The 15,748-nt window shown below is 43.3% G+C and carries 21 protein-coding genes; all 21 read left to right on the top strand.

All coding sequences use genetic code 11. The features are described from left to right. Positions 1-97 precede the first annotated feature (97 nt). Positions 98-3,697, top strand: a complete 3,600-nt coding sequence (gene rpoC / locus JI665_RS26420; RefSeq protein ID WP_206845695.1) for a DNA-directed RNA polymerase subunit beta' — start codon at positions 98-100, stop codon at positions 3,695-3,697. A gap of 156 nt (positions 3,698-3,853) precedes the next feature. After that, the gene (locus tag JI665_RS26415) at positions 3,854-4,102 is read left to right on the top strand and encodes a 50S ribosomal protein L7ae-like protein (RefSeq protein ID WP_206845694.1); all 249 of its coding nucleotides are present in this window, start codon (positions 3,854-3,856) and stop codon (positions 4,100-4,102) included. Between the two features lie 103 nt (positions 4,103-4,205). Then, complete coding sequence (gene rpsL, locus JI665_RS26410; RefSeq protein WP_009336562.1) at positions 4,206-4,628, top strand: 30S ribosomal protein S12; 423 nt, start codon at positions 4,206-4,208, stop codon at positions 4,626-4,628. A gap of 42 nt (positions 4,629-4,670) precedes the next feature. After that, on the top strand, positions 4,671-5,141 hold the full coding sequence (gene rpsG, locus JI665_RS26405) for a 30S ribosomal protein S7 (RefSeq protein ID WP_009336565.1): 471 nt from the start codon (positions 4,671-4,673) through the stop codon (positions 5,139-5,141). Between the two features lie 51 nt (positions 5,142-5,192). After that, positions 5,193-7,271, top strand: coding sequence for an elongation factor G (gene fusA, locus JI665_RS26400; RefSeq protein WP_206845693.1), 2,079 nt, complete (start codon positions 5,193-5,195; stop codon positions 7,269-7,271). A gap of 119 nt (positions 7,272-7,390) precedes the next feature. Continuing rightward, the gene (tuf, locus tag JI665_RS26395) at positions 7,391-8,578 is read left to right on the top strand and encodes an elongation factor Tu (protein WP_206845692.1); all 1,188 of its coding nucleotides are present in this window, start codon (positions 7,391-7,393) and stop codon (positions 8,576-8,578) included. Between the two features lie 587 nt (positions 8,579-9,165). Next, positions 9,166-9,474 carry a 30S ribosomal protein S10 gene (rpsJ, locus tag JI665_RS26390; RefSeq protein ID WP_009336571.1) on the top strand — a complete coding sequence of 103 codons (309 nt, stop codon included), beginning with the start codon at positions 9,166-9,168 and terminating at the stop codon, positions 9,472-9,474. 40 nt (positions 9,475-9,514) lie between these two features. After that, positions 9,515-10,141 (top strand): 50S ribosomal protein L3, encoded by a 627-nt coding sequence (gene rplC, locus JI665_RS26385; protein ID WP_035332300.1) that lies wholly within the window; start codon positions 9,515-9,517, stop codon positions 10,139-10,141. A 28-nt stretch (positions 10,142-10,169) separates the two neighbouring features. Further along, complete coding sequence (gene rplD / locus JI665_RS26380) at positions 10,170-10,793, top strand: 50S ribosomal protein L4 (RefSeq protein WP_035332298.1); 624 nt, start codon at positions 10,170-10,172, stop codon at positions 10,791-10,793. Continuing rightward, positions 10,793-11,077, top strand: coding sequence for a 50S ribosomal protein L23 (gene rplW / locus JI665_RS26375; RefSeq protein WP_009336576.1), 285 nt, complete (start codon positions 10,793-10,795; stop codon positions 11,075-11,077). Before rplD ends, rplW begins: the two co-directional genes overlap by 1 nt. A gap of 30 nt (positions 11,078-11,107) precedes the next feature. Continuing rightward, a complete protein-coding gene (gene rplB, locus JI665_RS26370; RefSeq protein ID WP_206845691.1) occupies positions 11,108-11,938 on the top strand; it encodes a 50S ribosomal protein L2 in 831 nt (276 codons plus the stop codon). Positions 11,939-11,998: 60 nt separating this feature from the next. Then, positions 11,999-12,277: a 30S ribosomal protein S19 gene (rpsS, locus tag JI665_RS26365; RefSeq protein ID WP_009336580.1), complete on the top strand. Its 279-nt coding sequence runs from the start codon at positions 11,999-12,001 to the stop codon at positions 12,275-12,277. A gap of 18 nt (positions 12,278-12,295) precedes the next feature. Beyond that, positions 12,296-12,637, top strand: a complete 342-nt coding sequence (gene rplV / locus JI665_RS26360) for a 50S ribosomal protein L22 (RefSeq protein WP_009336582.1) — start codon at positions 12,296-12,298, stop codon at positions 12,635-12,637. 3 nt (positions 12,638-12,640) lie between these two features. Next, a complete protein-coding gene (rpsC, locus tag JI665_RS26355; RefSeq protein ID WP_009336585.1) occupies positions 12,641-13,297 on the top strand; it encodes a 30S ribosomal protein S3 in 657 nt (218 codons plus the stop codon). 1 nt (position 13,298) lies between these two features. Continuing rightward, entirely contained in the window at positions 13,299-13,733 is a 435-nt protein-coding gene (rplP, locus tag JI665_RS26350; protein ID WP_009336587.1) for a 50S ribosomal protein L16, read from the top strand. Continuing rightward, the gene (gene rpmC, locus JI665_RS26345; protein ID WP_009336588.1) at positions 13,723-13,923 is read left to right on the top strand and encodes a 50S ribosomal protein L29; all 201 of its coding nucleotides are present in this window, start codon (positions 13,723-13,725) and stop codon (positions 13,921-13,923) included. Before rplP ends, rpmC begins: the two co-directional genes overlap by 11 nt. A 21-nt stretch (positions 13,924-13,944) precedes the next feature. Continuing rightward, positions 13,945-14,208 (top strand): 30S ribosomal protein S17, encoded by a 264-nt coding sequence (gene rpsQ, locus JI665_RS26340; RefSeq protein ID WP_009336589.1) that lies wholly within the window; start codon positions 13,945-13,947, stop codon positions 14,206-14,208. Positions 14,209-14,248: 40 nt separating this feature from the next. After that, the gene (gene rplN, locus JI665_RS26335; RefSeq protein WP_009336590.1) at positions 14,249-14,617 is read left to right on the top strand and encodes a 50S ribosomal protein L14; all 369 of its coding nucleotides are present in this window, start codon (positions 14,249-14,251) and stop codon (positions 14,615-14,617) included. A 37-nt stretch (positions 14,618-14,654) separates the two neighbouring features. Further along, entirely contained in the window at positions 14,655-14,966 is a 312-nt protein-coding gene (gene rplX / locus JI665_RS26330; RefSeq protein WP_009336591.1) for a 50S ribosomal protein L24, read from the top strand. A gap of 26 nt (positions 14,967-14,992) precedes the next feature. Next, positions 14,993-15,532 (top strand): 50S ribosomal protein L5, encoded by a 540-nt coding sequence (rplE, locus tag JI665_RS26325; RefSeq protein WP_009336592.1) that lies wholly within the window; start codon positions 14,993-14,995, stop codon positions 15,530-15,532. A 25-nt stretch (positions 15,533-15,557) separates the two neighbouring features. Continuing rightward, positions 15,558-15,743 (top strand): 30S ribosomal protein S14, encoded by a 186-nt coding sequence (rpsN, locus tag JI665_RS26320; protein ID WP_009336593.1) that lies wholly within the window; start codon positions 15,558-15,560, stop codon positions 15,741-15,743. The last annotated feature ends 5 nt before the right edge of the window (positions 15,744-15,748 follow it).

Genomic DNA, 15,748 nt, shown 5'->3' with positions numbered 1-15,748 from the left:
CTCCGCCAAATGGCGGAGGCTGCTGGGGATATTATTGGCACTTTTGCTGTTTGAGCAATAAGGGTAAAACCCGGAGATCAAAAGGGAGGTAGGCCCCTTGCTAGATGTAAACAATTTCGAGTATATGAAAATAGGTCTTGCTTCACCGGATAAGATACGCTCTTGGTCACATGGTGAGGTTAAGAAGCCTGAAACGATCAACTATCGTACATTAAAACCTGAAAAGGACGGTCTATTCTGCGAACGCATTTTCGGACCGACGAAAGACTGGGAATGTCACTGCGGAAAGTATAAGCGTGTTCGATACAAAGGCGTTGTCTGTGATCGATGCGGCGTTGAAGTAACACGTGCAAAAGTGCGCCGTGAAAGAATGGGCCACATTGAACTTGCAGCCCCTGTATCCCACATTTGGTACTTCAAAGGCATCCCAAGCCGTATGGGTCTTGTGCTGGACATGTCTCCGCGTGCACTTGAGGAAGTTATTTACTTCGCTTCTTATGTTGTAACGGATCCAGGCGATACGGCTCTTGAAAAGAAGCAGCTGCTTTCTGAAAAAGAATACCGTGCATACCGCGAAAAGTACGGAAACAAGTTCCAGGCATCCATGGGTGCTGAATCCATTAAGAAACTTCTTTCTGACATAGACCTCAATAAAGAAGTAGATACCCTTAAAGAGGAACTGAAAACTGCCCAGGGCCAGCGACGCACTCGTGCCATCAAGCGCCTGGAAGTCCTTGAAGCTTTCCGGGGCTCCGGAAATGAACCATCTTGGATGATTCTGGATGTTCTTCCGGTTATTCCTCCAGAGCTTCGCCCGATGGTACAGCTGGACGGCGGACGTTTTGCGACTTCCGACTTGAATGATCTGTACCGCCGTGTAATCAACCGCAACAACCGCTTAAAGCGTTTATTGGACCTTGGTGCTCCAAGCATTATTGTTCAAAACGAAAAGCGTATGCTTCAGGAAGCTGTAGATGCGCTAATCGATAACGGCCGCCGCGGGAGACCGGTAACAGGACCAGGAAACCGTCCATTAAAATCCCTGTCACATATGCTTAAAGGGAAACAGGGCCGTTTCCGCCAAAACTTGCTTGGTAAGCGTGTTGACTATTCCGGCCGTTCGGTTATCGTCGTAGGACCAAACTTAAAAATGTACCAGTGCGGACTTCCAAAAGAAATGGCATTGGAATTATTCAAGCCATTCGTTATGAAGGAATTGGTGGAAAAGGGCTTAGCTCACAACATCAAGTCTGCAAAACGCAAGATCGAAAGAGTGCAGCCGGAAGTTTGGGATGTTCTTGAGAGTGTTATTAAAGAGCACCCTGTATTGCTTAACCGTGCCCCAACTCTTCACAGACTCGGAATTCAGGCATTCGAACCGACTTTAGTTGAAGGACGCGCTATTCGTCTTCACCCGCTTGTATGTACTGCTTACAACGCAGACTTTGACGGTGACCAAATGGCTGTTCACGTGCCGCTTTCAGCAGAAGCACAGGCAGAAGCCCGCTTGCTGATGCTTGCAGCACAGAACATTCTGAATCCGAAAGACGGTAAGCCAGTTGTTACTCCTTCACAGGATATGGTATTAGGTAACTACTACCTGACCCTTGAAAGAGCGAACGCTGTTGGCGAAGGCATGATTTTTAAAGATACAAGCGAAGCACTGCTTGCCTATCAGAACGGCTATGTGCACTTGCATACAAGAGTAGCTGTCCATGCTGGATCCTTAAATAATCAGACATTTACTGAAGAACAAAATAAAAAGCTTTTATTAACTACGGTTGGTAAGCTTATTTTCAACGAAATTCTGCCTGAGACATTCCCGTTCATTAACGAGCCTACAAAAGAAAACCTTGAGATTGAAACTCCTGCGAAATATTTTGTAGAGCCTGCTACTGATGTAGCTGCTGTTATCAAGGAAATGCCTCTTGTAGATCCGTTTAAGAAAAAAATCCTTGGAAACATTATTGCGGAAGTCTTTAAACGCTTCAAAATCACTGAAACGTCCAAAATGCTTGACCGCATGAAAAATCTTGGATTCAGGCACTCCACAAAAGCCGGTATCACAGTCGGCGTTGCTGATATCGTGGTATTAAGGGAGAAGCAGGAAATTATCCAGGAAGCACAGGGCAAGGTTGATAATGTCATGAAACAGTTCCGACGCGGTCTTATTACCGAAGACGAGCGTTATGATCGTGTTATTTCAATCTGGAGTGCAGCGAAAGATAATATCCAGGCAAAATTGATGAAGTCATTGGATAAATCCAACCCAATCTTCATGATGAGTGACTCCGGTGCCCGTGGTAACGCGTCCAACTTCACTCAGTTAGCTGGTATGCGCGGACTCATGGCCAACCCGGCTGGACGGATCATTGAATTACCGATTAAATCAAGTTTCCGTGAAGGCTTAACTGTACTCGAGTACTTTATTTCTACACACGGTGCCCGTAAAGGTCTTGCTGATACAGCTCTTAAAACGGCTGACTCAGGTTACCTGACTCGCCGCCTTGTTGACGTTGCGCAGGATGTCATTGTTCGTGATGATGATTGCGGAACTGACCGCGGATTGCTGATAGCATCCCTTAAGGATGGCACTGAAGTCATTGAAGCGCTGGAAGAGCGTCTGATTGGCCGATATGCAAGAAGAAATATCAAGCACCCTGAAACAAAAGAAGTGATTGTACCTGAAAACGGCCTGATCACTGAAGATATCGCCACTGAGATTGTCTCATCCGGCATTGAAGAAGTGTGGATCCGTTCTGCATTCACTTGTAACACTCGTCATGGTGTATGTAAGAAATGCTACGGCCGTAACTTAGCTACTGGTCAAGAAGTGGAAGTTGGTGAAGCAGTAGGTATCATTGCTGCCCAGTCTATCGGTGAACCAGGTACACAGTTAACTATGCGTACTTTCCATACCGGTGGGGTAGCAGGAGACGATATCACTCAAGGTTTACCTCGTATCCAGGAAATTTTTGAAGCGCGTAACCCTAAAGGTCAGGCAGTCATTTCAGAAATTGATGGTGTGGTAGTTGGCATCAATGAAGGCCGCGACCGTCAGCATGAAATTGTTGTTCAGGGTGAAGTGGAGTCCAAGACTTATACAGCACCATATACAGCCCGCTTAAAAGTAGCTGTAAACGACGAAGTAGTGCGTGGACAGGAACTAACTGAAGGTTCAATTGACCCTAAAGAGTTAATTAAGGTGAAAGATGTAACAGCTGTTCAAGAATACTTGCTGCGTGAAGTTCAGAAGGTATACCGCATGCAGGGTGTTGAAATTGGCGATAAGCACATCGAGGTAATGGTCCGCCAGATGCTTCGCAAAGTGCGTGTAATTGATGCAGCAGAAACAGATGTACTTCCAGGTACTCTGCTTGATATCCATCAATTTACAGATGCCAATGAGAAAGCCCTTCTTGCTGGAAAAATGCCTGCAACAGGACGTCCGGTTCTGCTTGGTATCACAAAAGCATCTCTTGAAACAGATTCATTCTTATCAGCAGCATCCTTCCAGGAGACGACAAGAGTTCTTACCGATGCAGCGATTAAAGGCAAGCGTGATGAGCTTCTTGGCCTGAAAGAAAATGTAATTATTGGTAAACTTGTCCCAGCCGGAACAGGTATGCAGCGATACAGAAGGGCAGAGCCTTATACAAACGAGGAAACTGCCGAAGATACTGTTACTGTAGAATAATGTATTCATTGCGGTGCTTGCTTATTTACCAGCAAGTACCGCATTTTAAAGTGAATAAAAGAAATAAAAATCATTTTGCTTGTTGACATCGAAAAATGAAGATGGTACTATAGCAAAGGTGCTCCTATTCACCGGATACTTTGGAGGATGTCGTAAATGTCTTATGATAAAGTATTGCAGGCAAAAAGTTTTATTGTAGGAACAAAGCAAACAGTCAAAGCTCTTAAACTGGGAACCATCGATGAAGTCGTAGTCGCCAGTGATGCTGATCCTAGGGTTACAGCTAAAGTGGTTAGTACAGCGAATGAGATGAACGTTCCGATTGTGTATGTGGAATCGATGAAAAAGCTCGGTAAAGCATGCGGAATCGAAGTTGGGGCAGCAGCTGTTGCCATATCTTTTTAAAAACTGTTTTTGTAGATTGGTATCTGCAAGAACTTTGTTTTTGCATCAAAATGAACCACCTGGATGTGTGGGCTTAAACAAATTCGAAGGGAGGAAAAATCAAATGCCTACTATTAACCAATTAGTGCGCAAGCCTCGTCAAACTAAGTCAGAGAAGTCAAATTCACCAGCTCTTAACAAAGGCTACAATAGCTTCAAGAAAGCTCAAACAAACGTAGCTTCACCTCAAAAGCGTGGTGTTTGTACTCGTGTTGGTACAATGACTCCTAAGAAACCGAACTCTGCATTACGTAAATATGCTCGTGTTCGTTTAACAAACGGTATCGAGGTTAATGCTTACATTCCTGGTATCGGACACAACCTTCAAGAGCACAGTGTTGTTCTTATCCGTGGAGGACGTGTAAAAGACTTACCGGGTGTGCGTTACCACATCGTGCGCGGCGCTTTAGATACTGCTGGTGTTAACAACCGTATGCAAGGCCGTTCTAAATACGGTGCTAAGCGTCCAAAAGCAGCTAAAAAATAATTCTAATTAATAGACAACCATCTTTGAAAGGAGGAACAATCCATGCCACGTAAAGGTCCTGTAGCAAAAAGAGACGTATTGCCGGATCCGATTTACAACTCAAAGCTAGTTAGCCGTCTGATCAACAAAATGATGATCGATGGTAAGAGAGGTAAATCTCAAGCTATTCTTTACTCTGCGTTCGATATCATCAGCGAGCGCACTGGCAAAGAGCCAATGGAAGTTTTCGATCAGGCGCTTAAAAACATCATGCCTGTACTTGAAGTAAGAGCACGCCGTGTAGGTGGAGCTAACTACCAAGTACCAGTTGAGGTGCGTCCTGACCGCCGTACTACTCTTGGTCTTCGCTGGTTAGTAAACTATGCGCGTCTTCGCGGAGAAAAGACAATGGAAGAGCGTTTAGCTAACGAAATCCTTGATGCAGCTAACAACACTGGTGCATCTGTTAAGAAGCGTGAAGATACACACAAAATGGCAGAAGCGAACAAAGCGTTTGCTCACTACCGCTGGTAAGATATACAGCATAACTAAAATAACACTCATACTAGGAAGGAGAAAGACCCAATGGCTAGAGAGTTCTCCTTAGAAAATACTCGCAATATCGGTATCATGGCTCACATTGATGCCGGTAAAACAACAACAACTGAGCGTGTACTTTACTACACTGGCCGTATCCACAAAATCGGTGAAACACACGAAGGTGCTTCACAGATGGACTGGATGGAGCAGGAGCAAGAGCGTGGAATCACAATCACTTCTGCTGCGACAACTGCACAGTGGAAAGGCCACCGCGTAAACATCATTGACACTCCTGGACACGTAGACTTCACAGTTGAAGTTGAGCGTTCACTTCGTGTTCTTGATGGTGCGGTTGCTGTACTGGATGCACAATCAGGCGTTGAGCCTCAAACTGAAACAGTTTGGCGCCAGGCTACTACTTACGGAGTACCACGTGTGGTATTCGTAAACAAAATGGATAAAATCGGTGCTGACTTCTTGTACTCATTGAAGACTCTTCATGATCGTCTTCAAGCTAATGCAGCAGCAATCCAATTACCAATCGGTGCTGAAGATCAGTTCGAAGGCATCATCGATCTTATCACAATGAAAGCTACGTTCTACGGTAACGACCTTGGTACTGATATCGAAGAGCGTGATATCCCAGAAGAATACATGGATCAAGCTGAAGAATACCGTGAAAAGTTAATTGAAGCGGTTGCTGAACTTGATGAAGAATTAATGGAGAAATACCTTGGCGGTGAAGAAATCACTAACGAAGAGCTAAAAGCAGCTATTCGTCAAGGTACAGTAAACGTTGAGTTCTATCCTGTAATCTGTGGGTCTGCTTTCAAAAATAAAGGTGTTCAAAAGATGCTGGATGCAGTAATCGATTATCTTCCTTCTCCATTGGATGTACCAGCTATTAAAGGTACACTTCCTGATTCGGAAGAAGAGGTTACACGTCCTTCTAGCGATGATGCACCTTTCTCAGCTCTTGCGTTTAAAGTTATGACTGACCCTTACGTCGGTAAACTTACATTCTTCCGTGTTTACTCTGGTACATTGAACTCAGGTTCTTATGTACAGAACTCTACTAAAGGGAAGCGTGAGCGTGTAGGTCGTATCCTGCAAATGCACGCTAACTCTCGTGAAGAGATTTCAGTAGTTCACGCTGGAGATATTGCAGCAGCTGTTGGTCTTAAAGATACTAGTACTGGAGATACACTATGTGATGAAAAGAATCTTGTTATTCTTGAGTCTATGGAGTTCCCAGAACCAGTTATCTCATTATCTATCGAGCCGAAATCTAAGGCTGACCAAGATAAAATGACTACTGCTCTGCAAAAACTTCAAGAAGAAGATCCTACATTCCGCGCACATACTGACCAGGAAACTGGACAGGTTATTATCGCCGGTATGGGTGAGCTTCACCTTGATATTCTAGTTGACCGTATGAGACGTGAATTTAAAGTGGAAGCAAACGTAGGTGCACCTCAGGTTGCATACCGCGAAACTTTCCGTTCTTCAGCCCAGGTTGAAGGTAAATTTGCCCGTCAATCCGGTGGACGCGGACAATTCGGTCATGTATGGATCGAATTTGCTCCAAATGAAGAAGGTAAAGGCTTCGAATTCGAAAACGGCATTGTCGGTGGTGTTGTTCCGCGTGAATACATCCCTGCAGTTCAAGCTGGTCTTGAAGATGCTCTCGACAGAGGAGTACTTGCTGGATTCCCATTAGTAGATATCAAAGCTAGACTATTTGATGGTTCTTACCATGATGTCGACTCTTCTGAAATGGCATTTAAAATTGCTGCCTCTATGGCACTTAAAAATGCTGCGTCAAAATGTAATCCTGTAATTCTTGAGCCGGTTATGAAAGTTGAAGTAGTAATCCCTGAAGAATACATGGGTGATATCATGGGTGATGTTACATCACGCCGTGGACGCGTTGAAGGTATGGAAGCACGCGGTAACGCTCAAGTAGTTCGTGCAATGGTTCCACTTTCAGAAATGTTTGGCTACGCAACTGCATTGCGTTCTAATACGCAAGGCCGCGGTACATTCTCAATGCACTTCGACCACTATGAAGAAGTACCAAAATCAATTTCTGAAGAAATCATTAAAAAAAATAAAGGTGAATAATTGATTTTACCTTTTTAATAAAGTATAACTACTATTGTAGGCAAAACGCGCTGTGGGAAGGGAAACCTCTCCGCAGCATAAAATACTTAACTTTTATAATCTAAAGGAGGATTTTTCAAATGGCAAAAGCTAAATTTGACCGTTCAAAACCCCATGTTAACATCGGTACTATCGGACACGTTGACCATGGTAAAACTACTTTAACTGCAGCTATCACAACAGTTCTTTCTAAGAAGGGCGGCGGTGAAGCACGCGGATACGATCAAATCGACGCGGCTCCTGAAGAGCGCGAGCGTGGAATCACAATCTCAACTGCACACGTTGAGTATGAGACTGAAAGCCGTCACTATGCACACGTTGACTGCCCAGGTCACGCTGACTATGTTAAGAACATGATCACTGGTGCTGCTCAAATGGACGGCGGAATCCTAGTTGTTTCTGCTGCTGACGGCCCAATGCCACAAACTCGTGAGCACATCCTACTTTCTCGTCAGGTTGGTGTTCCATTCCTTGTTGTATTCATGAACAAGTGTGACATGGTTGATGACGAAGAGCTTCTAGAGCTAGTTGAAATGGAAGTTCGCGATCTTCTTTCTGAGTATGAATTCCCTGGCGATGATATCCCAGTTGTTAAAGGTTCTGCTCTTAAAGCACTTGAAGGAGAGCCTGAGTGGGAAGCTAAAATCGAAGAGCTTATGGCTGCTGTTGATGAGTACATCCCAACTCCAACTCGTGACACTGACAAGCCATTCATGATGCCTGTTGAGGACGTATTCTCAATCACTGGCCGTGGTACTGTTGCTACAGGACGTGTTGAGCGTGGACAAGTTAAAGTCGGTGACGTTATTGAAATCATCGGTCTTGCTGAAGAGCCAAAATCAACAACTGTAACTGGTGTAGAAATGTTCCGTAAGCTTCTTGACTATGCAGAAGCTGGAGACAATATTGGTGCCCTACTTCGTGGTGTAGCACGTGAAGATATCCAACGTGGACAAGTACTTGCTAAGCCAGGTTCAATCACTCCACACACTAAGTTCAAAGCTGAAGTATACGTTCTTTCAAAAGAAGAAGGTGGACGTCACACTCCATTCTTCACAAACTACCGTCCTCAGTTCTACTTCCGTACAACTGATGTAACTGGTATCTGTAATCTTCCTGAAGGCGTAGAAATGGTTATGCCTGGAGATAACATCGAAATGACTGTAGAACTAATCGCTCCAATCGCTATCGAAGAAGGTACTAAGTTCTCTATCCGTGAGGGTGGACGTACTGTAGGCGCTGGCGTAGTTGCTACAATCCAAGAGTAATCTCAATTATTAAAAACAGATGGGTGACGACCCATCTGTTTTTTTGTCTTTTAGCGCTGAGCGCAGAGTTGTATTTCTGGAAAAGCCGGAATAACAAATATGTATGTGCGCTGGTAACCTAATAGCACGACACTTTTTTGATCATAGTGCAACTTGGCACTCTGACCGAAGAAAAAGAACGAACTTGCCAAATCCCTTTCATCTGAACACATCTAGCTGAGGCGGTTGAACCAATTTAAATGAAACAAATTTCTTTATTTCAATCTACTTTCTTCTATATATAATTACCTTTTCTAACAATCCTCCCTCTGCAGATTCCAAGTACCTAAAGCAAATATTTAGACTTCTTCCTATACTATTGAAAACTTTATATTCAGCAGTTATAATAGTAAAAGTGTGCGAAACATAAAGAAATAACATATACATGTTGCATTTCATTTATTGTTTCTGTATAATAGACAATGTTGGTCTTTGACTGCGATGATGTGAAAGGTTGCTGACACACCCGGCCGCTTTGCCATGGCGAGTGTGTGGGAAATTTTCACGGAGAATGTCTATATTAAAATAGGCGAAAAGGAGGGAAAATAATGGCAAAACAAAAAATTCGTATTCGTTTAAAAGCGTATGATCACAGAATTCTTGATCAATCAGCAGAAAAGATTGTTGAGACTGCAAAACGTTCTGGTGCGGCTGTTTCTGGTCCGATTCCATTACCAACTGAAAAGTCTATTTACACAATCCTACGTGCGGTTCACAAGTACAAAGACTCTCGTGAACAGTTCGAAATGCGTACGCATAAACGTCTAATCGACATCGTTAACCCAACACCACAAACGGTTGATTCTCTAATGCGTTTAGACTTACCGTCTGGTGTAGATATCGAAATCAAACTTTAATCAATAAATAATTATAAGAAACTTAGGAGGTGTGACTGAAATGACCAAAGGAATCTTAGGAAGAAAGATTGGTATGACTCAAGTATTTGCTGAAAACGGTGATCTTATCCCGGTAACAGTTGTTGAGGCAGCAGCTAACGTTGTTCTTCAGAAGAAATCAGTTGAAACTGATGGATACGAAGCAATCCAGATTGGATTTGAAGACAAGCGCGACAAGTTGTCCAACAAACCTGAAAAAGGGCATGTTGCTAAAGCAAACACTGCTCCTAAGCGCTTCGTACGTGAATTCCGCGGAGCTGATTTAGGGCAATATGAAGTTGGTCAAGAAGTCAAAGTTGATATTTTCGCAGAAGGCGATACTGTTGATGTAACAGGAATTTCAAAAGGTAAAGGTTTCCAGGGTGCCATTAAGCGCCACGGACAATCTCGCGGGCCTATGGCTCACGGTTCTCGTTACCACCGTCGCCCTGGTTCAATGGGTCCTGTAGCTCCAAACCGTGTATTCAAAGGTAAATTATTGCCTGGACGTATGGGTGGAGAGCAAGTGACTGTACAAAACCTTGAAATCGTAAAAGTTGATGTTGAACGCAACCTTCTTTTGATCAAAGGTAATGTACCTGGTGCAAGAAAAGCATTAGTAAAAATCAAAAGTGCGGTAAAAGCATAATAATTAAACCGGAAAGGAGGAAAACAGAATGCCGAAAGTAGCATTGTTTAACCAAAGCGGATCTAAAGTTGGTGATATCGAACTTAATGATGCGATCTTTGGTATCGAGCCCAACCAGCACGTATTATTCGAAGCTGTTGTTATGCAAAGAGCTTCATTACGTCAAGGGACTCATAAAACTAAAATTCGTTCTGAAGTAGCGGGCGGAGGACGTAAGCCATGGCGCCAAAAAGGCACAGGCCGTGCACGTCAAGGTTCTATCCGTTCACCACAATGGCGCGGAGGCGGTACTGTATTTGGTCCTGTACCACGCAGCTACAGCTACAAACTACCTAAAAAGGTTCGCCGTCTGGCAATCAAATCTGCGTTATCTTCTAAAGTGTTAGAAGAAAACATCCTAGTATTAGAAGGCCTTGCTTTCGAAGCTCCTAAAACTAAAGACTTTAAAGGTGTATTAACTGGTCTTTCTGTTGATTCTAAAGCACTTATCGTAACTGCTGACCTAGATGAGAACGTAGCACTATCTGCTCGTAACATTCCTGGTGTAACAGTTGTGTCTGCTTCTGGAATCACTGTTTTAGATGTTTTAAACCATGATAAGCTTATCATGACGAAAGCAGCGGTTGAAAAAGTAGAGGAGGTGCTTGCATAATGGATGCACGCGAAATCATTAAGCGCCCCGTAATCACTGAACGTTCTACTGATATTATGGCTGATAAAAAATATACGTTCGAAGTTGACGTACGAGCTAACAAGACTCAAGTTAAAGACGCTGTTGAGCAAATCTTTGGCGTAAAAGTTGAGAAAGTTAACATCATGAACTACAAAGGCAAGTTCAAGCGTATGGGCAAATTCGGCGGTTACACTAACAAACGCCGTAAAGCAATCGTTAAATTAACAGCTGAAAGCCAAGAAATCGAGCTATTTGAAGCTTAATTACTATAACTAGAAGAGGAGGGAAACGAAATGGCGATTAAAAAGTATAAACCTACCTCTAATGGTCGTCGCGGCATGACGGTTTCTGATTTCGCAGAAATCACGACTAACCAACCAGAAAAGTCTTTACTTGCTCCTTTAAAGAGAAAAGGCGGCCGTAACAACCAAGGTAAGTTGACAGTTCGTCATCAAGGCGGCGGTCATAAACGTCAATATCGTATCATCGATTTTAAACGTAACAAAGATGGCATTCCAGGACGCGTTGCCACAATCGAATATGATCCAAACCGCTCTGCAAATATTGCACTAATTAACTATGTAGATGGAGAAAAGCGTTACATCCTTGCACCTAAGAACTTACAGGTGGGCATGGAAGTAATGTCTGGTCCTGAAGCAGATATCAAAGTGGGTAATGCACTTCCACTAGCTAACATTCCAGTGGGTACTGTAATCCACAACATCGAATTAAAACCTGGCAAAGGCGGACAATTAGTACGTTCTGCTGGTACTTCTGCACAAGTTCTTGGTAAAGAAGGCAAGTATGTATTAGTTCGTTTAAACTCTGGTGAAGTTCGCATGATTCTTGCTGAGTGCCGTGCAACTGTAGGTCAGGTTGGCAACGAGCAGCACGAACTTATTAACATTGGTAAAGCAGGTCGTTCACGCTGGTTAGGCAAGCGCCCAACTGTACGTGGATCTGTAATGAACCCTAACGATCACCCACACGGTGGTGGTGAAGGACGTGCGCCAATCGGACGTAAGTCTCCAATGACTCCTTGGGGCAAACCAACACTTGGTTACAAGACACGCAAGAAAAACAACAAATCAGACAAATTTATCGTACGTCGTCGTAAAAAATAACGGGATTGTACTACGGTTCCAAATTAGAACCGTAGAGCAATCACGAAGGGAGGTTCAATCATGGGTCGCAGCTTAAAAAAAGGACCTTTTGTTGATGAACATTTAATGACAAAGATCGAAAAGCTTAACGAAACAGAAAGCAAGCAAGTTACAAAAACTTGGTCTCGCCGTTCTACGATCTTCCCACAATTCATCGGACACACAATCGCAGTTTATGATGGTCGTAAACATGTGCCTGTATACATCACTGAAGACATGGTAGGCCACAAGCTTGGAGAATTTGCTCCAACTCGTGCGTACAAAGGCCATGGCAATGATGATAAGAAAACAAGACGTTAATGAGAGGAGGGCATTCTAATGCAAGCTAAAGCTGTTGCAAGAACAGTTCGTATTGCTCCTCGTAAAGCTCGTTTAGTCGTAGATTTAATTCGAGGAAAGCAAGTAGGCGAAGCAGTAGCGATTTTAAACCTTACACCTAAAGCTGCTTCTCCAATCGTAGAGAAAGTTTTAAAATCTGCACTAGCTAACGCTGAGCACAACTACGAAATGGACGTTAACAATCTGGTAGTTGCTCAAGCATTCGTAGACGAAGGACCAACTTTAAAACGTTTCCGTCCTCGCGCTATGGGCCGTGCAAGCCAAATCAACAAGCGCACTAGCCATATTACTATCGTTTTATCAGAAAAGAAGGAGGGATAATCAGTGGGTCAAAAAGTAAATCCAGTCGGTTTGCGTGTCGGTGTCATCCGTGATTGGGAGTCAAAATGGTACGCAGGCAAAGACTATGCTGATCTTTTACACGAAGACCTTAAGGTTCGTGAGTACATCACAAAGCGCTTAAGCGATGCTTCTGTTTCTAAAGTAGAAATCGAACGTGCTGCTAATCGCCTGAACATCACTATCCACACTGCGAAACCAGGAATGGTTATCGGTAAAGGTGGTACTGAGGTTGAAGCACTTCGCAAGTCACTTAACTCATTAACTGGCAAGCGTGTTCATATCAACATTCTTGAAATTAAAAGAGCAGATATTGATGCGAAATTGGTTGCGGAAAACATTGCTCGTCAATTAGAAAACCGCGTATCTTTCCGTCGTGCTCAAAAACAAACTATTCAACGTGCAATGCGCGCTGGCGCTAAGGGTATCAAAACAATGGTATCTGGTCGTTTAGGCGGTGCTGATATCGCTCGTTCAGAATCATACAGCGAAGGAACAGTTCCACTTCATACTCTTCGTGCTGATATCGATTATGCTACAGCTGAAGCTGATACAACTTACGGTAAATTGGGCGTAAAAGTATGGATCTATCGTGGAGAGGTCCTTCCTACTAAGAAGAAAACTGGGGAAGGAGGCAAATAATATGTTATTGCCAAAGCGCGTTAAATATCGTCGTGTACACCGCGGAAAAATGCGTGGTCAATCAAAAGGCGGAACTGAAGTAAACTTCGGTGAATATGGCCTTCAAGCTCTTGAAGCTTCTTGGATCACTAACCGTCAAATTGAATCTGCACGTATTGCAATGACTCGTTACATGAAACGTGGCGGTAAGGTTTGGATTCAAATTTTCCCGCATAAGCCTTACACTGCAAAGCCTCTAGAAGTCCGCATGGGTTCCGGTAAAGGGGCTCCAGAAGGATGGGTTGCAGTTGTTAAGCCTGGTAAAGTAATGTTCGAAATCGCTGGTGTATCTGAAGAGATCGCTCGTGAAGCATTACGTCTTGCATCACACAAACTTCCAGTTAAGTGCAAGTTTGTAAAACGAGAAGAAATTGGTGGTGAATCAAATGAAAGCTAATGAAATTCGTGACCTTACCACTGCCGAAATTGAACAAAAAGTAAAATCATTAAAAGAAGAGCTTTTCAACCTTCGCTTTCAATTGGCGACTGGACAACTTGAAAACACAGCTCGCATTCGTGAAGTACGCAAAGCGATTGCCCGCATGAAAACTGTTATTCGTGAAAGAGAAATCGGCTTTAGCAAGTGATATTGAGAGGAGGTTCGCACAATGAGTGAACGCAACCAACGCAAAGTTTACACTGGACGCGTCGTTTCTGACAAAATGGATAAGACAGTAACGGTTCTTGTCGAAACTTACAAAAAGCATCCACTTTACGGTAAACGCGTTAAGTACTCTAAAAAGTTCAAAGCTCATGATGAGCAAAACCAAGCAAAAACTGGCGATATCGTTCGTATTATGGAAACTCGTCCACTATCTGCGACTAAACGCTTCCGTCTTGTAGAAGTAGTTGAAAAAGCAGTTATTATCTAATTGTTCGGAATAAGGTTTATCCCGAAGGGAGGTTACACACATGATTCAACAAGAATCACGTTTAAAAGTTGCTGACAACTCTGGTGCTCGTGAAGTACTTACAATTAAAGTTCTTGGTGGCTCTGGCCGCAAGACTGCTAACATCGGTGATGTTATCGTTTGTACAGTGAAACAAGCAACACCAGGTGGCGTTGTTAAAAAAGGTGATGTTGTTAAAGCGGTAGTTGTTCGTACTAAGAGCGGTGTACGCCGTAATGACGGTACTTACATTCGTTTCGATGAAAACGCATGTGTAATTATTCGTGATGACAAAGGACCACGCGGAACTCGTATCTTCGGACCAGTTGCCCGTGAACTACGTGAAAACAACTTCATGAAAATTGTATCTTTAGCTCCAGAAGTATTATAAATAACAAATTAAATTGCCTTTAAGGAGGTGCGCACAGATGCATGTGAAAAAAGGTGACAAAGTTATGGTCATCTCTGGTAAGGATAAAGGCAAAACGGGCGTTATTCTTGCAGCGTTCCCTAAACAAAGCCGAGTGCTTGTTGAAGGAGTTAACATTGTAAAGAAACACTCTAAGCCTTCTCAGATGAACCCGCAAGGCGGAATCATCAGCCAAGAGGCACCTGTTCATGTATCAAACGTTATGCCTGTCGATCCTAAATCTGGTGAACCAACTCGTGTAGGCTATAAAACGGTTGATGGCAAAAAAGTACGTGTTGCAAAAAAATCCGGTGAAGTTCTAGATAAATAGTTCAAAGAAGAAGGGAGGTACAATGGATGAACCGCCTAAAAGAAAAGCATTCAAAAGAAATTACTCCTGCTCTAATGAGCAAGTTTAACTATAAATCAGTTATGCAAGCACCTAAGCTTGAAAAAATCGTTATCAACATGGGTGTTGGTGACGCTGTTCAAAACGCTAAAGCACTAGATAAAGCTGTTGAGGAATTAACATTGATCACTGGTCAAAAGCCGGTTATCACTCGCGCTAAGAAATCTATCGCTGGCTTCCGTCTTCGTGAAGGTATGCCAATCGGCGCGAAAGTTACTCTTCGTGGAGAGCGCATGTATGAGTTCTTTGATAAGTTAGTATCTGTATCTCTTCCACGTGTACGTGACTTCCGCGGTATCTCTAAGAAGTCATTTGACGGCCGTGGTAACTATACTCTAGGTGTCAAAGAACAGTTGATCTTCCCTGAGATTGATTACGATAAAGTAAGCAAAGTTCGTGGTATGGATATCGTTATCGTAACTACAGCTAACACTGATGAAGAAGCTCGTGAACTTTTAACTCAATTTGGAATGCCATTCCAAAAGTAATCGCTAAATAGAGGGAGGCGAAAACGTGGCTAAAAAGTCAATGATTGCGAAGCAAAAACGCACGCCTAAACACAAGGTACAGGAGTACACTCGCTGCGAACGCTGCGGACGTCCACATTCTGTATACCGTAAATTTAAGCTTTGTCGTATTTGTTTCCGTGAATTAGCATATAAAGGACAAATTCCTGGCGTGAAAAAAGCTAGCTGGTAAACCCC

The sequence above is a fragment of the Bacillus sp. NTK034 genome, assembly GCF_017303275.1.
GTDB lineage: Bacteria > Bacillota > Bacilli > Bacillales > Cytobacillaceae > Cytobacillus.
This window is presented reverse-complemented; position numbering and strand designations above follow the sequence as displayed.

Bases quoted from the DNA above. Each gene is read 5' to 3' on its own strand.
- rplB (WP_206845691.1), top strand. From the start codon at position 11,108: ATGGCGATTAAAAAGTATAAACCTACCTCTAATGGTCGTCGCGGCATG.
- rpsS (WP_009336580.1), top strand. From the start codon at position 11,999: ATGGGTCGCAGCTTAAAAAAAGGACCTTTTGTTGATGAACATTTAATG.
- rpsJ (WP_009336571.1), top strand. From the start codon at position 9,166: ATGGCAAAACAAAAAATTCGTATTCGTTTAAAAGCGTATGATCACAGA.
- rplX (WP_009336591.1), top strand. From the start codon at position 14,655: ATGCATGTGAAAAAAGGTGACAAAGTTATGGTCATCTCTGGTAAGGAT.
- rplN (WP_009336590.1), top strand. From the start codon at position 14,249: ATGATTCAACAAGAATCACGTTTAAAAGTTGCTGACAACTCTGGTGCT.
- rplV (WP_009336582.1), top strand. From the start codon at position 12,296: ATGCAAGCTAAAGCTGTTGCAAGAACAGTTCGTATTGCTCCTCGTAAA.
- JI665_RS26415 (WP_206845694.1), top strand. From the start codon at position 3,854: ATGTCTTATGATAAAGTATTGCAGGCAAAAAGTTTTATTGTAGGAACA.
- rpmC (WP_009336588.1), top strand. From the start codon at position 13,723: ATGAAAGCTAATGAAATTCGTGACCTTACCACTGCCGAAATTGAACAA.
- rplE (WP_009336592.1), top strand. From the start codon at position 14,993: ATGAACCGCCTAAAAGAAAAGCATTCAAAAGAAATTACTCCTGCTCTA.
- rplW (WP_009336576.1), top strand. From the start codon at position 10,793: ATGGATGCACGCGAAATCATTAAGCGCCCCGTAATCACTGAACGTTCT.
- tuf (WP_206845692.1), top strand. From the start codon at position 7,391: ATGGCAAAAGCTAAATTTGACCGTTCAAAACCCCATGTTAACATCGGT.
- rplC (WP_035332300.1), top strand. From the start codon at position 9,515: ATGACCAAAGGAATCTTAGGAAGAAAGATTGGTATGACTCAAGTATTT.
- rpsG (WP_009336565.1), top strand. From the start codon at position 4,671: ATGCCACGTAAAGGTCCTGTAGCAAAAAGAGACGTATTGCCGGATCCG.
- rplP (WP_009336587.1), top strand. From the start codon at position 13,299: ATGTTATTGCCAAAGCGCGTTAAATATCGTCGTGTACACCGCGGAAAA.
- fusA (WP_206845693.1), top strand. From the start codon at position 5,193: ATGGCTAGAGAGTTCTCCTTAGAAAATACTCGCAATATCGGTATCATG.
- rpsQ (WP_009336589.1), top strand. From the start codon at position 13,945: ATGAGTGAACGCAACCAACGCAAAGTTTACACTGGACGCGTCGTTTCT.
- rplD (WP_035332298.1), top strand. From the start codon at position 10,170: ATGCCGAAAGTAGCATTGTTTAACCAAAGCGGATCTAAAGTTGGTGAT.
- rpsL (WP_009336562.1), top strand. From the start codon at position 4,206: ATGCCTACTATTAACCAATTAGTGCGCAAGCCTCGTCAAACTAAGTCA.